Below are 20,755 nucleotides of genomic sequence, written 5' to 3' on the forward strand. Positions count from 1 at the left end.
CACCCTGTCGAATTCCCGTGGTTAACTTGATCCGCTCACCTATATTGCGGCAGGGACCGACTCTGCAAATCCAAATGACAGGAGCGCTAAAATGATTTCAACAGGTGATATGCTGCCCGAAGCCACGCTGACCCAGATCGGTGCGGAAGGCCCGGAAGAGGTTCGGGTGTCGGACAAGACCAAAGGGCGCAAGGTGGTGATCTTTGCCGTACCGGGCGCATTCACGCCGACCTGCCATTCGGCGCATGTGCCCAGCTTTATGCGCACCAAGGATCAGTTCAGCGCCAAAGGCGTCGACGAGATCATCTGCATCTCGGTCAACGATCCGTTCGTGATGAAAGCATGGGGCGAGGCGACGGGCGCCTCGGATGCGGGCCTGACCATGCTGGCCGATGCAGCATCCGAGTTCACGAAAGCCATCGGAATGAACTTCGACGCCCCGCCCGCGGGTCTGATCGCGCGGTCGAAACGCTATGCGATGCTGGTCGAAGACGGCCGGGTCGTGGCGCTGAACCTCGAAGAAAGCCCGGGCGCATGTGAAATTTCGGCCGGCGAAGGTCTGCTGGACGTCATCTGAAATTGGCTGGCCCCGGGGCAAGCCGGGGCCGGTTAAAGTGCATTTAACTTGATGCAACGCCCCGAAGTGCGAATACTTGGCACATATAACCGGGGAGTTTGTTTATGATGCTAAAGATTTTTCCTTTGATTTTAGGTGGCGCAGGCTTGTTGGCGGCCTGTGGACCGGCCCCCACACCGCAGCAGCAAGCCGCACGGCAGCATGAGATTGCGTGCCTCAGCGGGACCTTGGGTGGTGCGCTGATTGGCGGGGCCATCGGCAATCAGTTTGGCGGCGGATCGGGCCAAACGATCCTGACGGCAGCCGGTGCGGCAGCCGGTGGCGTGTCCGGTCAACGTTACGCGTGCTGAGGAGAGGCAGGATGAAACGTGGTATTATAGTGATCATGGCCATGATGATGGCCGGTGCCGTTTCCGCGGAAAGCGTCGCCGAATTGCATGAGGGCGAGTTGAACGCCATCGACGGAAACAACGACGGCTTCCTGTCGCGGGACGAGTTCAACGCCTTTTCCGACTATGCCTTTCAGGCAATGGATGAGGACAAGAATGGCACCCTGGGTCAGGCCGAAGCGAAACCCTTTCTAAGTCTCGACATGTTCCGGAAAGTGGACCGCAACAACGATAGCCAGGTTTCTCGTGCCGAATATGACGCACAGATGAACCAAGATTTTCTGGCCGCCGACCAGGACGGCAATGGCCAGCTGGACTGAAACGGACCGGCCGCGGAACAACCGGGGCTGATCTGATGGGACAGGAGCCTTTGATGAACAAATGGATTGGCCTTGGTGTTCTGAGCGTGATGGCGGCCTGTAACGTCCCGCAGGCCCCGGTAGTGACAGGCCCCGACGGGCAGGCGCGTATCCAGATCAACACCAATGGTCTGACCTGTTATCAGACACGTTGTCTCGATATTAACCCGGCGGCGCGCAGCGTCCGGTCGATCGGCAACAAGACAACCCGGATTCCAGGCGGCATCAATGTCAGCGATGGCACGGTTACTCCGGCTGAATTCGAACAGATGGGCGTAGCCGCATCTTTGGCGGGCGGTGTGGGCTCGGGTAGCGACCGGGGCTAGAGCAGACTGTCCATCTTGCGCGCCAGCTTGGCATCCAGCGCGGAAAGGCCGCCTACGTCATGGGTGGACAGGACCACTTCGACCGTGCGGTAGATATTCGACCATTCGGGGTGGTGGTTCCACTTTTCCGCAAAGATCGCCACCTGCGTCATCCAGCCAAAAGCGTGGACAAAATCCTCGAAGATAAAGGTTTTTGTGATTGCATCCCGGTCATCGACCATCGTCCAGCCGTTCCTGAACAACGGATCCAGTAGCGGGCCGCGTGTCTCGGTCGACAGTAGTTCGGTCATTGCTGTTCCTCCGGGTTCGATTTTCTGAACGGGCCATAGTCCGTCAGAATCTCAATCTCTTCTCCCACCGCGCGGGCTTCGGCGTCCAGATAATTCTGCACAGCGTCCGCAAATCCCGGATCGCCGATCCAGTGCAGACTGTGCGTACGCGTGGGCAGATAGCCGCGGGCCAGCTTGTGCTCGCCCTGCGCGCCCGCCTCGACCCGTTTGAGGCCATGAGCGATGGCGAAGTCGATCGCTCTATAATAGCACAACTCGAAATGCAGACAGGGGTGATGCTCGACACAGCCCCAATAGCGTCCGAACAGCGTTTCACGCCCGATGAAGTTCAGCGCCCCGGCAACCGGATACCCATCGCGTTCAGCCAACACCAACGCCATGTCATCTGCCATGGTTTCCTGTGCAATATCAAAGAACTGGCGCGTCAGATAGGGCGCGCCCCACTTGCGCGACCCGGTATCCTGGTAAAAGCGCCAGAAAGCGTCCCAGTGGTCGGGATGCAGATCCGTGCCCGTCAGTGTGCGAATGTCTCCGCCGAAGCCGTTTGCCTGTGCCCGTTCCTTGCGGATGTTCTTACGCTTGCGGGACGACAGTGCCCTCAGAAACGCATCGAAATCGGTGTAGTCGTCGTTGAGCCAGTGAAACTGCTGCGAGGTTCGGTGCATCAGTCCCATCTGCTCACCTGCACGCGCCTCATCATCGGTACAAAAGGTTATGTGGATTGACGAGACCCGGTTGTCGGCTGCCAGCTGCACCGCGCCCTGAACCAGCGCCGACGTGCCGACACCTTCATAGCCGGGGCGCACCAGAAAACGGCGCCCGGTTGCCGGGGTAAAAGGTACTGCGATTTGCAGCTTCGGATAGTAGCGCCCGCCGGCATTCTCATAGGCATGGGCCCAGCTATGGTCGAAGATATACTCGCCCTGGCTGTGCGATTTGGCATACATCGGGGCGGCAGCAATCAGCATCCCGTCCAGATAAGCCGCCAGATATTGCGGCTGCCAGCCGGTACCGCGCCCGACCGAGCCGCTCTCTTCGAGCGCCAGCAGGAACCGGTGCGTGGTGAACGGGTCCAGCGGACGCCCACCATCATCAGTCTCGGGACAAGCGCAACTGTCCCACTCGACCGCAGGTATCTGCGAGAGCGACCCAAGAACCCGAACCTCAATCTGTGCCTGATCCATATCCCCTCCCGCGTCTGTTCTTTATCTGTGACGGCCCGGGGCGGGATCAACCCGGATGTGCCGCCAGATACCCCTCGAAGGTCACGTTGTCGGCAACCTTGCGCGCCTCGGCCTCCTGCTCGGGCGAGCGAACGGTCCAGCACAGGATCGGCACGCCACGCGCCTTGAGTTCAGCCACGCGGGGACGGGAAAGGTCCTCCGCCTCGTGACTGATGAAAGCGGCACCGACCCGGTCGAAATCCGGGATTTCGCGCAAGTGGTCGCAAACCTTTTGCGGCAGAAGCTCCACCTTTGGATCGTAGGAACACGTGACCAGACCACGTGGCAGATGCGGGGCAAGCCGCGCCAGTTCCGCAACGCTGTTGGGGTTGAAGGACATCAGCGCCACGGGGCCTTCATACCCGCGCAGTGCCCGCACGGTGTCGTGTTCCAACGGCCCGATATCAGTGCCCATGGCACCGTCCTGATCCTTGAGCTCGATCAGCAGTGGTACCTTGCCCCCAATCAGCTCCAGCACTTCGTCCAGCGTGGGAATACCGTCATCGCCATGCAGTAGATGCATGGCCTTCGCCTGAGCGCAGGTGGTCTGGCGTATCGGGCCAGGCTGCCCGGTCAGCCGGGTCATGTCATAGTCGTGAAATACCATGGCCCGGTCATCGGCCGTCAGTTGCAGATCAACCTCGATGCCGTACCCGGCCGCGACAGCCGCGCGAATGGCCGCCCGGCTGTTTTCCGGGCGGTGATCCGCAATGTCGTGCAACGCCCGATGTGCAATCGGGGCTCGCAGGAACTCTGCTGGCAGAGATGGCGTCATTGGACTTCGAAAATGCCTTCGATCTCGACCGCGACACCTAGCGGCAGGGATGCCGCACTGACGGCCGAGCGCGAGTGGCGACCGGCTTCGCCCAGCGCCTCGACCAGAAAATCGGACGCGCCGTTGATGACCTGCGGCTGGGCCGTGAAATCAGCGGTCGAGTTCACAAAGCCGGTCAGCTTGATAACGCGCACGAGTTTCTCGATATCGCCGCCACAAGCCGCCTTGACTTGGGCCAGCAGGTTAATGGCGCACACCCTGGCTGCAGCTGCGCCTGCCTCGACATCCATGTCGTCGCCCAGTTTGCCGGTGATCAGATCGTCGGCCTTGGAAATCTGACCCGAGACATAGACGATGTTGCCAACACGTACGAAGGGCACGTAGTTCGCGGCCGGTGCGGGTGCGTCGGGAAGGGCAACGCCCAGGCTTTCCAGTTTCGCTGCAATGCTCATGTGATGATCCTCACCTTGTTTGACTCGGGCGGACGCTAACCGCGAACACGCGGTTGGGAAAGCTGGAAACCGTCATTTTTCATCGCTGATCGGCCTTGGCGAAACTTTTCTTATTCTGAACTGTTGAACTTGAGTCACTTTACCTACTTCCTTTCGGCGGGTTAAACGCTATGTGTTTCAAAGTGATTGCGAAACACATATGTGACGGCGAATTGGGCCTTGAAGCGCTGAAAAAGGCCACATTGATTAAGTATCCGGTGTACCCGCAACGGATGTATTGGAGTAACGAAGACCGTGTCGAGTAAATTCAGCCTGAAATCTCTGATCCTGCTGTCTGTGTTTGCTGTCCTGAGCGCCTGCGCATCCCAACCGCAGGACGAAGCCGCACGCGGAGAAATCTTTGATCCGTATGAAAATGCCAACAGGGGTATCCACAAATTCAACCTTGGCGTTGACCGGTTTCTGTTTCGTCCCGCCTCGAAAGGCTACGTGAAGATCGTGCCCGACCCGATGGTCACAAGCTTCAACCATTTCGCCGAGAACCTGACCATGCCCGGTCAGGCCCTGGACTATCTTTTGCAGGGCAATATCAAACAGTCCGGCAATGCGCTGCTGCGGTTTCTGATCAATACGACCGTGGGCGGTGTGGGCCTGTCCGACCCGGCAAGCGAATTGAACCTGCCGCCTGTGGATACGGATTTCGGTGAAACACTGCATGTTTGGGGGGTCGGTGAAGGCGCCTATGTCGAACTGCCTTTCTATGGTCCGTCGACCGCGCGGGACTCGGTCGGTGTGATCGTCAACCTGTTCTCGAACCCGATCAATTTCAGCCCGGTCCGCCCGGTGGACAACATCGGCGTCTATGCCGAAGTTGTGCGCCGGATGGGTGACCGGGGACGGTTTGCAGACACGGTCGACTCGATCCTGTATGAAAGCGCCGACAGCTATGCCCAGGCGCGCACGATCTACCTGCAAAATCGCCGCTTTGAACTGGCCAGAGACGATGAGGACGCCTATCTGGGTCTTTATACTGACCCCTATGCCGAAACCGGAACCGACCCTGTCAGGGACCCCTATCTAGACCCCTACGAGGACCCCTATGCCGAATAACCCTCTGAACAGACGCGATTTTGTTGCCACCGGATTGGCAGGCCTTGCGCTTGCCCTAGTCCCCCTGCCCGCGCTTGCCCAGACCGAAGCCAGTGCCAAGGCTTTGGTTGTCAGCGTTGTTGACGACATCAATCGCGTGATCGCCTCGGGCAAATCCGAAAATGCCATGTTGCGCGATTTTGAAAAGATCTTCGTGCAATATGCCGATGTGCCGATCATGGCGCGTTATGTGCTGGGCGCCGATGGCCGCGCGGCCAGCCCGACGCAGCTGAAACAGTTCACCAAGGCGTTTCAGGGCTACATTTCCACCAAATACGGACGCCGGTTCCGCGAATTCATTGGTGGCGAAGTAACTGTTCGCGACGCGCGGAAAATCAAGGCTGGCTACGAGGTCAGAACCTCGGTCAAGCTAAAGGGATCCGCGCCGTTCGATGTAACCTTTCTGGTCTCGGACAAATCCGGGCGTGACCGGTTCTTCAATATGTTCATCGAAGGGGTGAACATGCTGCTGACCGAACGGACCGAAGTCGGAGCGATGCTGGATGCGCGTGGCGGCGACCTGAACAGGCTGATCAAAGACATGAACCGGCTCAGCTGATCCCATTCGAGAGATCAAAAAAGCGCCGCGCGAAACCCTCGCGCGGCGCTTTTTCATTTCAGTTGAGGCGTTCGCCGGTCTCTTCGGCGAAATAAGACACTTTGCTCATGTCGAAGGCCAGGTTCAGCATCTGACCAGCCTGTGCGCTGGTTTCCGCATGCAGGCGCGCCGTGACCTGTTTGCCGCCCAGTTCCGAGACCACATAAGTGTCCGCGCCTGCAGGTTCGACCATATCGACCATGCACGCAGCCTCCTGTACGCCCGCTCCGGCACGAAAGCCTGCTTCGGCGATATCCTCGGGGCGCAGGCCAAGGATCACATCCTTTGGCAGGGACAAGTCGCGGGCATCGTTCAACACCAGCATCTCGCCCGCTCCGCGCGAGATAGCGATCTGGGTGCCTGACCCAGTGTTCGATGCTTTGGCCGGGATCAGGTTCATCGCGGGCGAGCCCATGAAGTCAGCGACAAACAGGTTGGCCGGGTTGTTATAGATCTCGGCCGGGCTGCCGATCTGCTGCACGATGCCGCCTTTCAGAACGACGATTTTGGTGGCCAGCGTCATCGCCTCGATCTGATCATGGGTTACATAGACGATTGAGGCATCCAGCGTCTGGTGCAACTTCTTGATCTCGGTCCGCATCTCGACCCGCAGCTTGGCGTCAAGGTTGGACAGGGGTTCATCAAAGAGAAACAGCTTGGGATCGCGCACCAGCGCCCGCCCCATCGCCACACGCTGACGTTGGCCACCAGACAACTGGCTGGGACGACGGTTCAGCAACTGCTCGATTTGCAGCAGTGACGCGACCTCTTTCAGTTTCGCGTCCTGCGTGGCCTGGTCGACGCCTCGCACCTTCATACCAAAGGTGATGTTTTTGGCGACAGTCATGGTCGGATACAGAGCGTATGATTGGAACACCATCGCGATGTCGCGATCCTTGGGGCTGACATGGGTCATGTCGTTGCCACCGATGGAAAGGGTGCCGCCCGAGATCGGCTCCAGACCTGCAATGCAGTTCAACAGGGTGGACTTGCCGCAGCCCGAGGGGCCGACCAGCACCAGGAAATCGCCCGGTTCGATCGAGATGTTGATGTCCTTCAGAATCTCGGTCGCACCGTAATTCTTATACAGGTTGTTGATATCGAGGATGGGAGCCATGGGTTATCCCTTCACGGAACCGGCGGTCAGGCCGCGGATGAAATACTTACCGGCAACGACATAGACGAGCAGCGTCGGCAGCCCCGCGATGATCGCGGCAGCCATGTCGACGTTGTACTCTTTGACGCCGGTGGTGGAGTTTACGATGTTGTTGAGCGCCACGGTCACGGGCTGTGTACCCGCCTGGCTGAACGACACGCCGAACAGGAAGTCGTTCCAGATTTGGGTGAACTGCCAGATCACGGTCACCACGATGATGGGCAGCGACAGCGGCAGGAAGATCGACCAGAAGATCCGCAGGAACCCGGCACCGTCGACCCGAGCCGCTTTGGTCAGTTCGGACGGAATGGTGACATAGTAATTGCGGAAGAACAGCGTGGTGAAGCCCAGCCCGTAGATCACGTGCACAAAGATCAGGCCCGGAATGGTCCCGGCAATCCCCATCATGCCCAACAGGCGCGCCATCGGCAGCAGGACAACCTGGAACGGGATGAAGCAGCCAAACAGCATCAGCGAGAAGATGATGTTCGCGCCTTTGAACCGCCATTGCGCCACGACATAGCCGTTCAGCGCGCCCAGCAGGGTCGAGATGGCCACGGCAGGCACCGCGATCAGGACCGAGTTCCAGAAATAGGGCCGCAGGCCCTCGCACTGGATACCGGTGCAGGCGCCGGACCACGCGGTTTTCCAGGCCTCAAAGCTGACCTCGCGCGGCAGGGAAATCAGGCTGCCCGTGCGAATTTCCTCAAGGCTTTTCAACGATGTGGTCAACATCACGAAAAGCGGCATCAGGTAATAGAGCGCGAACAGTCCCAAAAGGACATAAAGCAGCCAACGCAGGGCAATCTTGCCGGTGGCACTTTGGATGCGGGTTTGGGTTTGGGGCATCGACAGATCAGTCATTTTTCGCCCTCAGCTCTGAGTAAAGATAGGGAACCACGATGGCAAAGACGACCAGCATCATGATCATTGCCGACGAAGCCGCCTGACCGATATCGCCACGCGAAAACGCCATGGCGTACATGTAGGTTGCGGGCAGATCGGTCGCGTAGCCCGGACCGCCACCCGTCAGGGCGATGACAAGGTCAAAGCTCTTGATCGCAAGGTGCGCCAGCACGATGAAGGCAGACAGGAAGATCGGGGCCATCGAGGGGATAATGATTGCCGTATAGATGCGCCATGTGGGGATACCATCGACCTGCGCGGCCTTGATGATCTCACCATCCACCGAACGCAAACCGGCCAGGAACAGCGCCATGACAAAGCCCGAGCTCTGCCAGATCGCAGCAATGACGATGGTGTAGATGGCGTAATCCGGGTTCACCAGCCAGTCGAATTCGAAGTTCGGAAAGCCCCAGCCCTGCACCATCGCCTCGATACCCAGGCCCGGGTTGAGGATCCACTTCCACGCGGTACCGGTCACAATCATCGACAGCGCCATGGGGTACAGGTAGATCGTGCGAATGGCCCCTTCGACGCGGATCTTCTGATCCAGCAGAATAGCCAGCAACAGGCCCAGCATCATCGCGATTACGATGAACAGCGCGCCAAAGATATAAAGGTTGTTGATCGCCGTATCCCAACGGGGCGAGTCGAACAGGCGTTCGTATTGAATGAAGCCCTTGATCTCGTATTTCGGCAGAAGCTTCGATCGGGTCAGCGACACCCATGCGGTCCATCCGATAAAGCCGTAGACAAAGATCAATACGGCGATGAACGACGGTGCCAGCACCACCTTGGGCAGGTGGTTTTCCAGCCATTCGGACATTTTTTCCTCCGGGGAAAGATGCTCTGCCCCTCAGTATAGGGGGCAGAGCGTATTGGATCAGTAGCTGTTTGCCACCGCGTCCGCCAGTTGCTGAACCGCGTCAGCCGAGGACATATCCGAGTTGAAATGCGCGGTCACAACGTCGGTGATCGCACCAGCCTGCGCACCGCGCAGAGCCATACCATGCGCGTAAGAAGGCAGAAGCGAACCGCCTGCCGAGGTCGAGCCCATGTCTTCGGCCGAAATTTGCGCGCAGATGTCGAACGCATCCAGTGCAACATCCGTACGGGCCGGGATCGAGCCTTTGTTCAGGTTGAACACTTCCTGGAAGTTCGGCGCAACGATCAGCTTGGCCAGCAGTTCCTGGCCTGCGCGCTTGTCGTCACCTTCCACGTCAAACATGGCAAAGCTGTCGACGTTGTACAGGTAGCCGTCGCCGGGGGTCGAGGCGCACAGGAAGTCCTCGCCGGGCTTCTTGCCAGCCGCCAGGAATTCGCCCTTGGCCCAGTCACCCATGATCTGGAACGCCGCTTCGCCATTCATCACCATGGCGGTGGCCAGGTTCCAGTCACGGCCCGAGAAGTTTTCATCCACGAACCCGCGCAGGGTGCGCATCTGGTCAAAGACCTGAACCATGGTGTCCGAGGTCAGCGTTTCAGGGTCCAGATCAACAAAAGCCTTCTGGTAGAACTCGGGTCCTCCCAGACCCAAAGCAACCGCTTCGAACACGGTCGCGTCCTGCCACGCCTGCCCACCATGGGCCAGAGGGATCACACCGGCGGCCAGCAGTTTCTCGGCTGCGGCGTTGAACTCTTCCCACGAGGTGGGCATTTCGATGCCGTTGGCAGCCAGCACATCGGCGTTCGCCCAGATCCAGTCGATGCGGTGGACGTTTACCGGAGCGGCGCACCACGTGCCTTCGCACATCATGTGACCGGCGATCGACGCGGGCAGGACATCCGCCCAGCCTTCGGCCTCGGCCACGTTCGAGATGTCAGCCAGAACGCCTTCTTCGTACCATTCCTGAATGGCCGGGCCTTTCAACTGAACTGCGGTCGGAGCATTACCGGCCAGAACACGGGCCCGCAGCGCGGTCATTGCCGCATCACCACCGCCACCGGCAACGGGCATGTCAGTCCAGGTACCGCCATTCGAGGCGAATTCTTCCTGCAGAACGGCGACCGATTTAGCCTCGCCACCTGATGTCCACCAGTGCAGAACTTCGGCCTGCGGCTCGGCCGTAACCGAGGTGCCTGCGACCACAGCCAGAGTCGAAACTGCGGACAATGCAAAACGTTTCATAAAGGGATCCTCCCAGATACTTTTTTAGCCACCGGACCGGCGGCGATGCGCGATACTACGGATAGCGGACGGCCGTCTGGCAATGATTTTCCGGGGTAAATCCCGGCAATGGTGGAATTTTTCCCACCATTTGTTACAGCCTGTTACGTTGGACTTGAATCTGTTGCCGTTCGTTACAATTGGCGAGCCGGACAGAAACCGTGACAGGGAGGAGAAGCGTGACCATTTCGCGCTTGATGGTGGTGGATGACGACCCCGAAATGCGGTCGATGATGACCCAGTTTCTGCAACAGAACGGGTTCATTGCACTCCCCGCCAGCTCGGACAGGGAAATCCGCACGCATATGTCCTCGGGGCGCATCGATCTTATTTTGCTCGATGTCATGCTGGGGGATGAGAACGGCGTGGACATCTGCGCCCGATTGCGGCGCGAACAGGATGTCCCGATCATATTCGTGTCCGCCTTGTCTGCCGATCATCAGCGCATGGCCGGGTACGAGGTGGGCGCGGACGACTATATCGCCAAGCCTTTCAACCCGCATCTGCTGCTGGCGCGGGTGCGGGCCGTGATGCAGCGGACTCGGCGCACGCCGTCTCTGGCCTATCGCCGCCGCACCCGGACCTTTCGCTTTGCCGGCTGGGTATATGACGGAAAACGGGACGAGGTTTTTTCGCCCGAGGGCTATCTGGTGCCCCTTTCTCAGCGCGAAAGCGCTTTGCTCAAGGTGTTGCTGGCCAATCCGCATATCCCGCTGACCCGGGTCGAGATCGCCGCAGCGTTGGACGTCACCGGTGATGGCGACAAGAGCGAGGCACAGGGCCGCGCCATCGATATGCTGGTGGGACGTCTGCGTTCGAAGATCGAGGCCAATCCCAAAGAGCCGCAAATGCTGCGAACCGAACGGGGGCTGGGATATGTCTTTGCCGCGGACGTTTCGGTGGAAGAGGACGCATGAACAGGCCTGCGTTGCGTCTGCGCAGCCTGGGCTGGATCTGGACAATCGCCGCGTTTTCCGCCGGTTTGGTTTCAGCCGGACTGTGGTTTGCGTCTGCGCAGGCGTGGGAGGGTTTCCTGACGCGGGCGCAAGTTGCGGGCTTCGCGGTCTATGAGGACCTGCGTGTCGGCAAAACCCCGCCCTCCGGCATCACGATAACCCGATTGCCCGTGCCAAGCGCCGCTCTGGCCGAAGTCGGCCGGTTCGAACAACTGCCCGGCATGTCGGATCGCAGTTTTGTCACAAACCTGTCGATCTTCACCGACAGTTCCGCCCCGCTGAGCGGGCGCGAACTGACCCTGGCCGTCATGTCGGACCGCCTGGTTTACCCCGTTTCGGACATTCTCTCGGGCAGTGATCAGACTGGGCCGGAAAAGATGGGCAGCCTGACCCGGCTGCTGGCGACCTATTGCAGCGAACCGGTTCTGATCGCCCGCTTTGGGCGCAGTGCGTGGCAGATGGTGGACGGAACCGACGTCTGGGGCTGCGGTGCCGCACCAGCTGATCTCCGGCTGCCCGCAATTCTGGTGGCCGTTGTTGCGTTGGCGATCCTTCTTACCGCGGTCGGGAATGTCAGCGACACATTTACCCGGTTCTCACACGCACTGCGCGACCGAAAGCGGCGCGGCGGGCCGGACAGCTACGATACCGAGGGCCCAGGCGAACTGCGCGAAATCGTCGAGGCCGTGAACGACCATCTTGATGCGGAACGGGCGCAGCTGGAAAAGCGCGCCATTGTCTTGTCTGGCGTCAGTCACGATCTGGGCACACCGGCTACGCGCGTTCGGTTGCGCGCCGCCCTGATCCCCGACCGAGACCTGCGCGAGAAACTCGAGGCTGACGTGGACCAGATGACCGGAATGATCGAAAGCGTCCTGACTTTGACACGGTCCGAACTCAGTGTCGAGGAGCCACGTCAGATCTCGCTGACGGCGCTGGTTGAATCCGTGGTGGCCGATTACCAGGACATGGACCGGCCCGTCACCCTGAAACAGGCCGCCCCTGTTCTGGTCGAAGGCGGGCGTTCAGTTTTCATGTCGCGCCGCGGCCACGGCTCGATGCCTGAAACCCGGCGCATTCTGGTTATCGGGCGGCCAATTTCGCTGAAACGCGCATTGACCAATCTGATCGACAATGCTCTGAAATACGGGCGGCAGGCCGAGGTCGGGCTTGCGACAGATGCCCAGACGGCCACCATCACAGTCGAGGACAAAGGCGCCGACCTGAACGCTGCGGATATCGAGGCACTGATGGCACCGTTCCGACGCGGGTCGAATATCGGATCCTCTGACGGCTATGGCCTGGGCCTCACGATCGCCGCAACCATCGCCGAACAGCATGGTGGGACACTTAGCTTCGAGGCCGGAGAACAGGGATTGCGTGCCCGTCTGCACATCACACGGCAATAGTGGTCATTGTCAGATCGTGTAACTGCGCACCAACGCGCTTGCGATCAGGGACCACCCGTCAGCGATGACAAAAAAGGCCAGTTTAAACGGCAGTGACACGGTAGCCGGGGGAACCATCATCATGCCCATCGACATGAGAACCGCTGCGACCACAAGATCAATGATCAGAAACGGCAGGAAAATCAGAAATCCGATCTGAAAGGCCCGCGCAATTTCCGACAGCATGAAAGACGGCATCAGAACAGATGCCGGCGCGTCCGGCGACAGCGCAATCGTGTCGCCGCCCGGACGCAGGGCCGCCATGGCGTGAAACGTGTCCGGGTCGAGTCGTGCGGCCATGAAGGCGCGAAATGGAACCAGCGCACGTTCCACTTCCATTGTCTCTTCAACCATTGGGCGTATTCCGTTTTCCCAGGCCTCGGTGAAAACCGGCTCCATGATGAAATAGGTCAGGAACAGGGCCAAGCTGACAATCAACATGTTCGGCGGTGACTGCTGCAGGCCGATGCCCTGCCGCAATATGGCCAGAACCGTAACCAGAAACGGAAAGCACGTGATCATGATGGCCAGTCCGGGCGCCAGACTCAGCACGGTGATCAACAGGATCAGCTGCACTGTGCGCGCCGAGATCGATCCACCCTCGCCCAGCGACAAGGTCACATCCTGAGCCGCCGCCAAAGACGGGGTCAGCAGCGCCAGCGCCAAGGCAAGCCAGACCAGCGGACGCATCAGCCGATCCCGCGCTGAAGATCCGATATCTCGGTCAGGCGCACGGCCAGTTGACCGGCCTGATCGCCCTCCAATTCTTCCAGAAGCCCCCGCGCAACCAGCTGGTCGCCAACATACAGGTCAACGGGATCCTCGATACGCTTGTCCAGGGTCAGTACCGCGTTTTCGCCCAACGCCAGCAGGTCGCGGATCAATGGCCGCGCCCGACCGACCGAGACCGTCACTTCGATCGGGACGGTTTCAAACGGATTTAATTTGCCCTTATTTAGGGTCAGATTTTCGCTCATTTGACAGTGCCTTTCTTGCCTCGAACAGATAAGCGTCGAATGCGCTGGAAATCGACGCCAGCAAGGCGTTGCAATCCACCTCCTGCTGCGACATGCCAGCCTGCAGCCGCGCCGTCCCCGGTTCCAACGATGAATCCTCGATCACTTTTGGGGGTGGGCTCAGACCCGGCGGCACAAGAGCGCCGACACCATTCCCCTGCCCCACAGGAACCAGTATTTGCATGGGCTGACCGATCTGCTCGCCAGCCAATTCGCACAACTGCTCCACCAGACGGGTCCCAAAGCCCCGCTCCAGCATTTCCGGCAGAACAAGACGGACGAGCCCCTCGAACATCGGCTCAAGTGACAGCGACATCCGGTTCAGCGCCTCGTGATAGGTGAAGGACATGTCTTCAAGCGAGGCGGCCAGCGCAGCGGACGTCCGATCAAGGCTTTGTTCCTGTGCGGTCAGGGCATCCTCCCAACCTGCCTTGTAGCCGTGTTCAAATGCGGCAAGGCGATGCTCTTCCAGCGCCTCCTCGTCCAGCAGATGCACCTGAACACCACTGGCCTGTGCCGAGAAGTCTTCAAGGAGATGGGCGATGGACATCACACAGCCTCCTCACCTTCTTCAAGCCAGCTGCGCAGAATTTCGACTGTTTCTTCCTGCTTTTCGCCGATCATTGCGCGCAAGCGGTCAACCGGGTCAGCGCTGGCAGGCGACCTCAGCGCGGGAACCTCTGCCTGCTTCGCCTGACCGGGTATTTGCGCAAACTCTGCCCCATCCGCCGTCGCGATTTCACCAACAAGAAACGGAGCGGCCTCAGACTCGTCCGTACGGTCCGCAGGCAAAAGCGCGGTGGCCGCAACCGGCTTTGTTAGAATCGGGCGGATTACAAACAACCCCAGGATCAGAGAGACAATCGCCAGCACCGCCATCTGAATCAGAGACATGGCGTCCAGATGGAGTTTCGGCCAGAAGGAACCGGAAACCAGCACTCCTTGCGGCTCTATCAAAGGCATATCCATCGATTTGAGTGTAATCACGTCGCCCCGCGCAGCGTCGAAACCAACGGCAGACGCGACCAGCTCGCGAAGCGCGTCCAGCTCGGTCTGCGGCAGTGGCACAAAGCTTTCCGCCCCTTCATCCGTCACTTCCCTGGAACCGTTGACGAGAACTGCCACTGTCAGTCTTTTGACCGCACCAGGGGCGTTATGCACTTCCAGTTCGGTCTCGGACACTTCGTAATTCACCCGTTCCCGGGTCTGGGTCGCAGTGGAGTTAGATTCGTCACCGCCCGCCGCGTCGCCATCCGGAAGGTTCGACGCGACGGTCACATCCGAGGACTGGTTGCGCGCACTGTCCGTACGTTCTTCTACATCCGCGCTAATCGCCACGCGCGTTTCGGGATCGATGCGGCGTTCGCGGATCGATTCAGTTCTTGTCACCGTATCGACACTGACTTCGACCACTGCGTTTCCCGCGCCAACGCGGGCCTCGACCAGACGCAAAACCCGCTCGCGCAGGGTTCGGGCCTTGTCATCAGCCGTGTCTGCCGCGGCCTGGCTTTCCTGCGCGCCGATCACCGCTCCGTTTGAATCGATAACCGCCACGTTTTCCGGGGTCAGGCCACTGACCGCCGACGACACCAGAAAGCGAATGGCACGGGCCTGATCTGCTGTAATCTGACCACCCGAAGGCACCAGATACACCGATGCTGTTGGCGCGGCGCTGCGCTGGAACGGGTTGGAAGAACTGTTGGCGATATGAACACGGGCCTGACTGACATAGGCACTGCCGACGATGGTCCGGGCAAGCTCACCTTCCTTGGCGCGCCAGTAGGCGGCATCGAACATCTGCGACGTGGTGCCGAACCCGCTAAGCGAGTCGAGCAGTTCGTACCCGCGGTTGCCGTTTGCAGGCAACCCCTCGCTGGCGAGCGTCATGCGCAGTTCATCCCGCTGCGTTCCGGGGACATAAATCGAACCGCCGCGAATCTCGTATGCAACCCCGCGCTGATCCAGAGCCCGGACAATATCGCCAGCGGCCCCACTTTCGAGCCCGGCATATAACAACGTCATCGACGGTGCCGTCACCAGCCGGGACATGGCAAGAACCCCAAGAAAAACCAGCTCCACCGCACCGGCGACGACAATTTGCCTACGCCTGTCCAAATTTGCCCAGACAGTTCCGATCTGCTGCACGCTCACCTCCGACTCGCCGACATTCTGCCCGGCGCAACCTCTGTTTGGACGATTGCCCTTAACAATCGGTTAGTCCCTGCGGGGTTATGACGGTGGCCGAACGGATGGATGAGGACGCCATGGCGGACGCAACGGCTGAAGAAAGCGAAGCCCCGGTAAAACCGGGGAAAACGGGCCTGATCGTCGGGGCGGTTTTGGCCGTTCTGGGTGCGGCCGGCGGTTATTTTCTGGCAACGTCCGGCCTGTTGCCGCTGGCTGGCGACGGTGCCGAATCCGATGAAGAAATGGCTGAAATCTCTGCCGAAGCAGTGCCCGAGATTGGCTTTGTCGACCTGCCACCCGCGATCATTTCGGTGGATGTCGGCGATTCGCGTCATCTGAGGTTTCATGCCCAGCTTGAAGTGAATGCACCCTACATCGGTGATGTCGAAAAGATGAAGCCCCGCATCATGGACGTTCTCAATGGTTATCTCCGCGCGATCGAAGTCGAGGATTTGGAGGATTCGCTGGCTTTGATCCGCATCCGGGGACACCTGCTGCGACGCATCGAAATTGTCGTGGGCAAAGGGCGCGTCCGCGATGTTCTGGTGATGGAATTTGTACTGAATTAGGAGGCGAAATTGGAGCTGATTGCGGATGTTTTGCTTGTTGCAGGCGCTCTTGGCGCCGGTCTGTATTGTTTTGTGCTGTCGCGGCGGCTCCGGAAATTCACTGATCTGGAGCAGGGTGTCGGTGGTGCCGTGGCGGTTCTGTCTTCGCAGGCGGGCGAGCTAAAAAGATCGCTTGAGTCGGCTCGATCTGCCTCCGATCAATCCGGAGTTGCTTTAAAGGAGCTGACCCAGCGTGCCGAGTCCGTAGCCGGGCGGCTCGAACTGATGATGGCGTCGATGCATGATATTATCCCGGACAGGGACAAAGTTGGCCCAGGTCCGGAAGACCCTGAGCCCGGAGAAGCCGAGCCAGAAAACTCAGCGATTGAACCGGCGGTGGTTCCGGAGAACCCGGCGCCACAGGGTCCCACAAAGCAACCGGATACGGAGAAACACGAGGATACCGAGGTCGCGCCTCAGCCCAAGGGGCAGCCGGGAGGTCTGATGTTTTTCAGGCATGCCCGCAAATCAGGCGAGGCCACGCCATGAAACAACGAAAAACGCCAAGCAGGCGGGGTCGGTCTCGTGGCGGAGTATTGACTGTGATTTCCTTGCTGATGGTCGGGTCCGCCGTGATCCGATTGGGTCTGGAAGCCGGCCCTGCCCTTGCAAAGGCTGCCGACCCGTCTCAGCCACTGCTGCAACCTGCTTCTCAAAAGGCACCGGATGTTCAGGTTCTGCTGACCGAGCTGCTTCGACGGGAAGAACAGTTGACACAACGGGAGAACGCCCTTCTGAACAGGGAAAAGGCCTTAGAAGTTGCAGATCAAGCCATCGAATCCCGCCTGATTGCCCTGCAGCAGGCGGAACAGGACCTGCGAGCCACTTTGGCCATCGCCGACACAGCCGCCGAAAGCGATCTGAGCAAGCTTACGGACATGTACCAAAGCATGAAGCCGAAAGACGCCGCCGCATTATTCGAAACCATGGACCCGGTGTTCTCTGCAGGTTTTCTGGCCCGAATGCCTTCCGATGCTGCGGCCGGCATTCTTTCCGGGCTCCCGCCCGAGGTCGCCTATACGGTGAGCGTCGTGATGGCAGGTCGCAACGCTTCGGCCCCCGAAGAATGATGAAACTATTGGTCGTACCCAAAACACATTTTGCCGGAGAACGCAGATGATCGGACTTGTAGGAATCATCGTCATTTTCGTCATGGTTTTCGGCGGCTATCTCGCAGCTGGCGGCAAGATGGCTATCATTATGAAATCATTGCCTTTTGAAATGATGATGATTGGCGGAGCCGCTGTTGGGGCATTTCTGATCAGCAACGACATGAGCGCGGTCAAGCATACCGCCAAAGACATGGGAAAGGTATTCAAGGGACCCAAATGGAAACCGCAGGATTACCGCGACCTGCTGTGCCTTTTGTTTTCCCTGATCCGCATGGCCAAAGCCAACCCGGTCGAGGTTGAGCAGCATATCGAAGAACCCGAAAACTCTACTTTGTTTTCCGCATATCCGAAAATTCAGGCAGACCGGGAAGCGGTGGATCTGATCTGTGACACGATGCGATCAGCGGCCATGAATTATGACGATCCGCATCAGGTGGAAGAAGTGCTGGAAAAACGGATGGAGGCCAATTTCCACCACGCCATGCATTCCAGCCACGCGTTGCAGACCGTGGCCGACGGGCTGCCAGCGCTGGGAATTGTCGCGGCGGTTCTTGGTGTGATCAAGACGATGGGATCGATCGACCAGCCACCCGAAGTTCTGGGAAAGCTGATCGGCGGCGCCCTGGTCGGCACGTTTCTGGGTGTCTTTCTTGCCTATGGCCTAGTCGGACCGTTCGCAGGGAAACTGAAAGCCGTGGTCGAGGAGGACAACCATTTCTACCAACTGATCAAAGAGGTTCTGGTTGCCAACCTGCACAACCATAACGCTGCAATGTGTATTGAAGTCGGACGACAAAACACGCCAACGCACAACCGCCCCGGCTTTGCCGAACTGGAGGATGCGCTGAAGGAACTCAAACAGGCGGCGGCATGATCCGGGGTGCTCTTCTCGCTATTTCTCTGTTCGTGGTCGCCAATTGTGCCGCGGCACAATCCGTCACGGTTCGATCCGGCGAACATGACGGGCACACGCGGCTTGTCGCGCAGGTTCCTCATGGAACCGAGTGGGCTTTGACCCAGAAAAAGAACGGTGCGCGTCTGAAGGTGGCCATTGACGATGTCAGGTTCGAAACAGGGTCTGTCTTTGCCCGACTCTCAAGCACCCGTTTGAGCACGCTTTCTCAGGCTCGGTCTGGTGCCGAATTGGACATGGAATTCGGGTGCGACTGTGCCGCGTCCGCCTTTCTGTATCAGGAGACGATGATCGTCATCGATATTGCCCCGGTGGATGCCCTGCCACCACTTGGCCCATTGTTGGTGTCCGTGCCAGACATCTCGCAAGGTCCCGAGCAAGAACAATCCGCGTCTGACCGGGCGCCAGAGCCATTTGCACTGCCGCTTCTTGAACAGGGATTGCAAAGAATAGAAGAACGGCTTTCTACGCGGTTCGTGCAAGGCGCGGATCGCGACATTCTTGACCTGAACCTTGCCGGTCAGGGACTGCGCCGGGTGCCTGAGGTCCACGATTTGGAAGATTTGCCGGACCTGGAGCCGAACTTCCGGGTTTCGTCAGTGCTGGAGGACTTGCCGGGCTTTCCGGTGCCGGACATTCCACCGGTGCCTTCGCGCCCGGCCTGTCTGACGCGCGCGGAAATCGGGTTTGATAGCTGGTCAGATGGGCGTTCCTTTTCCGAACAGATAGCCGATCTGCGAGTCGGACTCTTTGAAGAGTTTGATCGTGTGGATTCGGAAACTGTCATGAAACTGGCAAGACTATACGCTTTCCACGGTTTCGGAATCGAGGCTTTACAGGTGCTGGATCTGACCACTTCGCTATCTTCCGATAGGGACCGGATCGCGGCCATTGCCCGGATCATTGACGATCAGACAGTCGCTGAACCGAACCCGTTCGAAAACCTTCAAAGGTGCGCCAGTGACGCCGCGCTCTGGTCGGTATTAAGTGAACAGAAATTGCGGGCCGATGCTGATCTGAAGGCCATTGAACAAGCGTTCCCGCGCCTGCCGGACCATCTTCAGCGCCACTTCGGCCCGTCACTGGCGAATATCCTGGTGGAGGGCCAGAAACTTGAGGCAGCGCGACGGATCCTGCGGACAACAGACAGAGTTGAGCCCGAAAGCCGGCCTGAGGTCAGTCGCGCGAAAGCTGCGGTTGCCAGTGCCGAAGGGGATGACCCGCAAACAGAGGCTTTACTGAACGAAGTCATCTCGTCACCGGATGCCGTGCTGGAAGCCCCGCTGGCGCTGGCGCAACTGATAGAAAAACGCTGGGGGGAAAGGGGTGCGGTCTCGGCTCAGGAAGTCGATCTGGCGGCAGCATATGTGCTGGAGTTCCGGAGATCGGAAATTGGGTCAATGATGTTGCAAGCCCATGCAGTGGCGCTGAGCCTGAGTGACCAGTTCGATGCGGCAGTGGATCTTGCCGAAAGCCTGCCTGCGGGTGAAGGCAGGGCGGGAACGCTGAACCAGGTTATGTTGATGGTGGCGGAACGCTCAGATGACGTGACATTCCTGCGCCGAACCCTAGGCTTGGCGGATGACTTCGTGTCGGATCTGAGCACCGAAACTGCCATCGCACTTTCCGATCGGCTGGCGATGCTCGGGTTTGCTTCAAAGGCCCATTTCTTCGCCAGCCGTCCGCAAGACAGTATCAAACGGTCGGAGCGTGCAAGACTGAGGGCTCGCGCGGCCTTGCTGGGCGGGCGTCCTCATCAAGCCATGCTCGAGCTTGCCGACGATGATAGCGTTCAAGCCGACCTTCTTCGGATTGAGGTGGCCCGTATTGTCGGAGATTTCGAAAAAGCCGGTGAACTATCGAAGAAGCTTGGGACGCTGAATGAAGCCGATAGGTATTTCTGGCTGGCCAATCTGACAGATCAAACAGCAGATCAAAACGGGCAGTTCGCAAAGATTGCCGCAACGACGCGGGCTTTGGCAAATCAACCAGCACGAAACCCGGCCAAACCGCTGGCAGATGCGGCATATCTTTTGAAAGATAGTGAAGATACGCGCCAAAAGATTGCCGAGTTGCTTGCCGCGCTTGATCCTTAACGAAAGCCACTGCCCACGATTGCATGAGTAGATCAAGGGAATAGGCGCATCGGCT

At 59.1% G+C, this 20,755-nt stretch carries 25 protein-coding genes; 13 read left to right on the forward strand and 12 right to left on the reverse strand.

What is annotated here, in order from left to right:
* Positions 1–91: 91 nt before the first annotated feature.
* From AC2FIR_RS14725 to AC2FIR_RS14740, 4 genes are all read left to right on the forward strand, one after another.
* On the forward strand, positions 92–577 hold the full coding sequence (locus tag AC2FIR_RS14725; protein WP_496746887.1) for a peroxiredoxin: 486 nt from the start codon (positions 92–94) through the stop codon (positions 575–577).
* Positions 578–681: 104 nt separating this feature from the next.
* On the forward strand, positions 682–927 hold the full coding sequence (locus AC2FIR_RS14730; RefSeq protein ID WP_170612996.1) for a glycine zipper 2TM domain-containing protein: 246 nt from the start codon (positions 682–684) through the stop codon (positions 925–927).
* An 11-nt stretch (positions 928–938) separates the two neighbouring features.
* A complete protein-coding gene (locus AC2FIR_RS14735; RefSeq protein WP_170612994.1) occupies positions 939–1,286 on the forward strand; it encodes an EF-hand domain-containing protein in 348 nt (115 codons plus the stop codon).
* Positions 1,287–1,339: 53 nt separating this feature from the next.
* Entirely contained in the window at positions 1,340–1,651 is a 312-nt protein-coding gene (locus AC2FIR_RS14740; RefSeq protein ID WP_170612992.1) for a hypothetical protein, read from the forward strand.
* Here the strand turns inward: AC2FIR_RS14740 and AC2FIR_RS14745 are convergent.
* The 4 genes from AC2FIR_RS14745 to AC2FIR_RS14760 are packed head-to-tail and all read right to left on the reverse strand — an operon-like array spanning position 1,648 to position 4,391.
* On the reverse strand, positions 1,648–1,941 hold the full coding sequence (locus AC2FIR_RS14745; RefSeq protein WP_170612990.1) for a 4a-hydroxytetrahydrobiopterin dehydratase: 294 nt from the start codon (positions 1,939–1,941) through the stop codon (positions 1,648–1,650). The two genes, AC2FIR_RS14740 and AC2FIR_RS14745, sit on opposite strands and share 4 nt — an antisense overlap.
* Entirely contained in the window at positions 1,938–3,125 is a 1,188-nt protein-coding gene (locus AC2FIR_RS14750; RefSeq protein ID WP_480912051.1) for a GNAT family N-acetyltransferase, read from the reverse strand. The genes AC2FIR_RS14745 and AC2FIR_RS14750 overlap by 4 nt, the downstream gene beginning before the upstream one ends.
* Before the next feature lie 46 nt (positions 3,126–3,171).
* Positions 3,172–3,939 (reverse strand): glycerophosphodiester phosphodiesterase family protein, encoded by a 768-nt coding sequence (locus tag AC2FIR_RS14755; protein WP_480912053.1) that lies wholly within the window; start codon positions 3,937–3,939, stop codon positions 3,172–3,174.
* On the reverse strand, positions 3,936–4,391 hold the full coding sequence (locus AC2FIR_RS14760; protein ID WP_170612984.1) for a RidA family protein: 456 nt from the start codon (positions 4,389–4,391) through the stop codon (positions 3,936–3,938). The genes AC2FIR_RS14755 and AC2FIR_RS14760 overlap by 4 nt, the downstream gene beginning before the upstream one ends.
* A 294-nt stretch (positions 4,392–4,685) precedes the next feature.
* On the opposite strand from AC2FIR_RS14760, the gene AC2FIR_RS14765 reads away from it, so the two are divergent.
* Positions 4,686–5,501, forward strand: coding sequence for an MlaA family lipoprotein (locus tag AC2FIR_RS14765; protein ID WP_496746889.1), 816 nt, complete (start codon positions 4,686–4,688; stop codon positions 5,499–5,501).
* Positions 5,491–6,099 (forward strand): MlaC/ttg2D family ABC transporter substrate-binding protein, encoded by a 609-nt coding sequence (locus AC2FIR_RS14770; RefSeq protein WP_170612982.1) that lies wholly within the window; start codon positions 5,491–5,493, stop codon positions 6,097–6,099. Before AC2FIR_RS14765 ends, AC2FIR_RS14770 begins: the two co-directional genes overlap by 11 nt.
* A 58-nt stretch (positions 6,100–6,157) precedes the next feature.
* On the opposite strand, the gene AC2FIR_RS14775 is transcribed toward AC2FIR_RS14770, so the two are convergent.
* Genes AC2FIR_RS14775 through AC2FIR_RS14790 form a run of 4 tightly spaced genes read right to left on the reverse strand, consistent with a single transcriptional unit; the run spans position 6,158 to position 10,325 of the window.
* Positions 6,158–7,255, reverse strand: a complete 1,098-nt coding sequence (locus AC2FIR_RS14775; RefSeq protein ID WP_480912059.1) for an ABC transporter ATP-binding protein — start codon at positions 7,253–7,255, stop codon at positions 6,158–6,160.
* Positions 7,256–7,258: 3 nt separating this feature from the next.
* Complete coding sequence (locus AC2FIR_RS14780; RefSeq protein ID WP_480813783.1) at positions 7,259–8,158, reverse strand: carbohydrate ABC transporter permease; 900 nt, start codon at positions 8,156–8,158, stop codon at positions 7,259–7,261.
* Positions 8,151–9,023, reverse strand: a complete 873-nt coding sequence (locus AC2FIR_RS14785; protein WP_170612976.1) for a carbohydrate ABC transporter permease — start codon at positions 9,021–9,023, stop codon at positions 8,151–8,153. The genes AC2FIR_RS14780 and AC2FIR_RS14785 overlap by 8 nt, the downstream gene beginning before the upstream one ends.
* Before the next feature lie 57 nt (positions 9,024–9,080).
* Positions 9,081–10,325: an ABC transporter substrate-binding protein gene (locus tag AC2FIR_RS14790; protein WP_170619080.1), complete on the reverse strand. Its 1,245-nt coding sequence runs from the start codon at positions 10,323–10,325 to the stop codon at positions 9,081–9,083.
* Between the two features lie 218 nt (positions 10,326–10,543).
* On the opposite strand from AC2FIR_RS14790, the gene AC2FIR_RS14795 reads away from it, so the two are divergent.
* Positions 10,544–11,281, forward strand: a complete 738-nt coding sequence (locus AC2FIR_RS14795; protein ID WP_496746891.1) for a response regulator transcription factor — start codon at positions 10,544–10,546, stop codon at positions 11,279–11,281.
* Entirely contained in the window at positions 11,278–12,729 is a 1,452-nt protein-coding gene (locus AC2FIR_RS14800; protein ID WP_496746893.1) for a sensor histidine kinase, read from the forward strand. The genes AC2FIR_RS14795 and AC2FIR_RS14800 overlap by 4 nt, the downstream gene beginning before the upstream one ends.
* 9 nt (positions 12,730–12,738) lie before the next feature.
* Here the strand turns inward: AC2FIR_RS14800 and fliP are convergent, their stop codons facing one another.
* From fliP to fliF, 4 genes are read right to left on the reverse strand one after another with little or no spacing between them, the layout of a single operon-like run.
* Positions 12,739–13,458 (reverse strand): flagellar type III secretion system pore protein FliP, encoded by a 720-nt coding sequence (gene fliP, locus AC2FIR_RS14805; RefSeq protein ID WP_496746894.1) that lies wholly within the window; start codon positions 13,456–13,458, stop codon positions 12,739–12,741.
* Positions 13,458–13,745, reverse strand: coding sequence for a FliM/FliN family flagellar motor switch protein (locus AC2FIR_RS14810; protein ID WP_496746896.1), 288 nt, complete (start codon positions 13,743–13,745; stop codon positions 13,458–13,460). The genes fliP and AC2FIR_RS14810 overlap by 1 nt, the downstream gene beginning before the upstream one ends.
* Positions 13,720–14,334 (reverse strand): FliH/SctL family protein, encoded by a 615-nt coding sequence (locus AC2FIR_RS14815; protein WP_496762611.1) that lies wholly within the window; start codon positions 14,332–14,334, stop codon positions 13,720–13,722. Before AC2FIR_RS14815 ends, AC2FIR_RS14810 begins: the two co-directional genes overlap by 26 nt.
* The gene (gene fliF / locus AC2FIR_RS14820) at positions 14,334–15,929 is read right to left on the reverse strand and encodes a flagellar basal-body MS-ring/collar protein FliF (RefSeq protein ID WP_496762616.1); all 1,596 of its coding nucleotides are present in this window, start codon (positions 15,927–15,929) and stop codon (positions 14,334–14,336) included. The genes AC2FIR_RS14815 and fliF overlap by 1 nt, the downstream gene beginning before the upstream one ends.
* A 119-nt stretch (positions 15,930–16,048) precedes the next feature.
* Here fliF and AC2FIR_RS14825 point away from each other — a divergent pair, with 119 nt between their 5' ends.
* From AC2FIR_RS14825 to AC2FIR_RS14845, 5 genes are read left to right on the forward strand one after another with little or no spacing between them, the layout of a single operon-like run.
* A complete protein-coding gene (locus AC2FIR_RS14825) occupies positions 16,049–16,540 on the forward strand; it encodes a flagellar basal body-associated FliL family protein (protein ID WP_496746900.1) in 492 nt (163 codons plus the stop codon).
* 9 nt (positions 16,541–16,549) lie between these two features.
* Positions 16,550–17,068, forward strand: coding sequence for a hypothetical protein (locus AC2FIR_RS14830; RefSeq protein WP_496746901.1), 519 nt, complete (start codon positions 16,550–16,552; stop codon positions 17,066–17,068).
* Positions 17,065–17,649 (forward strand): MotE family protein, encoded by a 585-nt coding sequence (locus AC2FIR_RS14835; protein ID WP_496746903.1) that lies wholly within the window; start codon positions 17,065–17,067, stop codon positions 17,647–17,649. Before AC2FIR_RS14830 ends, AC2FIR_RS14835 begins: the two co-directional genes overlap by 4 nt.
* Before the next feature lie 46 nt (positions 17,650–17,695).
* Entirely contained in the window at positions 17,696–18,565 is an 870-nt protein-coding gene (gene motA, locus AC2FIR_RS14840; protein WP_480906097.1) for a flagellar motor stator protein MotA, read from the forward strand.
* Positions 18,562–20,700, forward strand: coding sequence for a hypothetical protein (locus AC2FIR_RS14845; protein ID WP_496746904.1), 2,139 nt, complete (start codon positions 18,562–18,564; stop codon positions 20,698–20,700). The genes motA and AC2FIR_RS14845 overlap by 4 nt, the downstream gene beginning before the upstream one ends.
* Positions 20,701–20,755: the final 55 nt, after the last annotated feature.

Source organism: Ruegeria sp. CDSB136 (genome assembly GCF_059610965.1).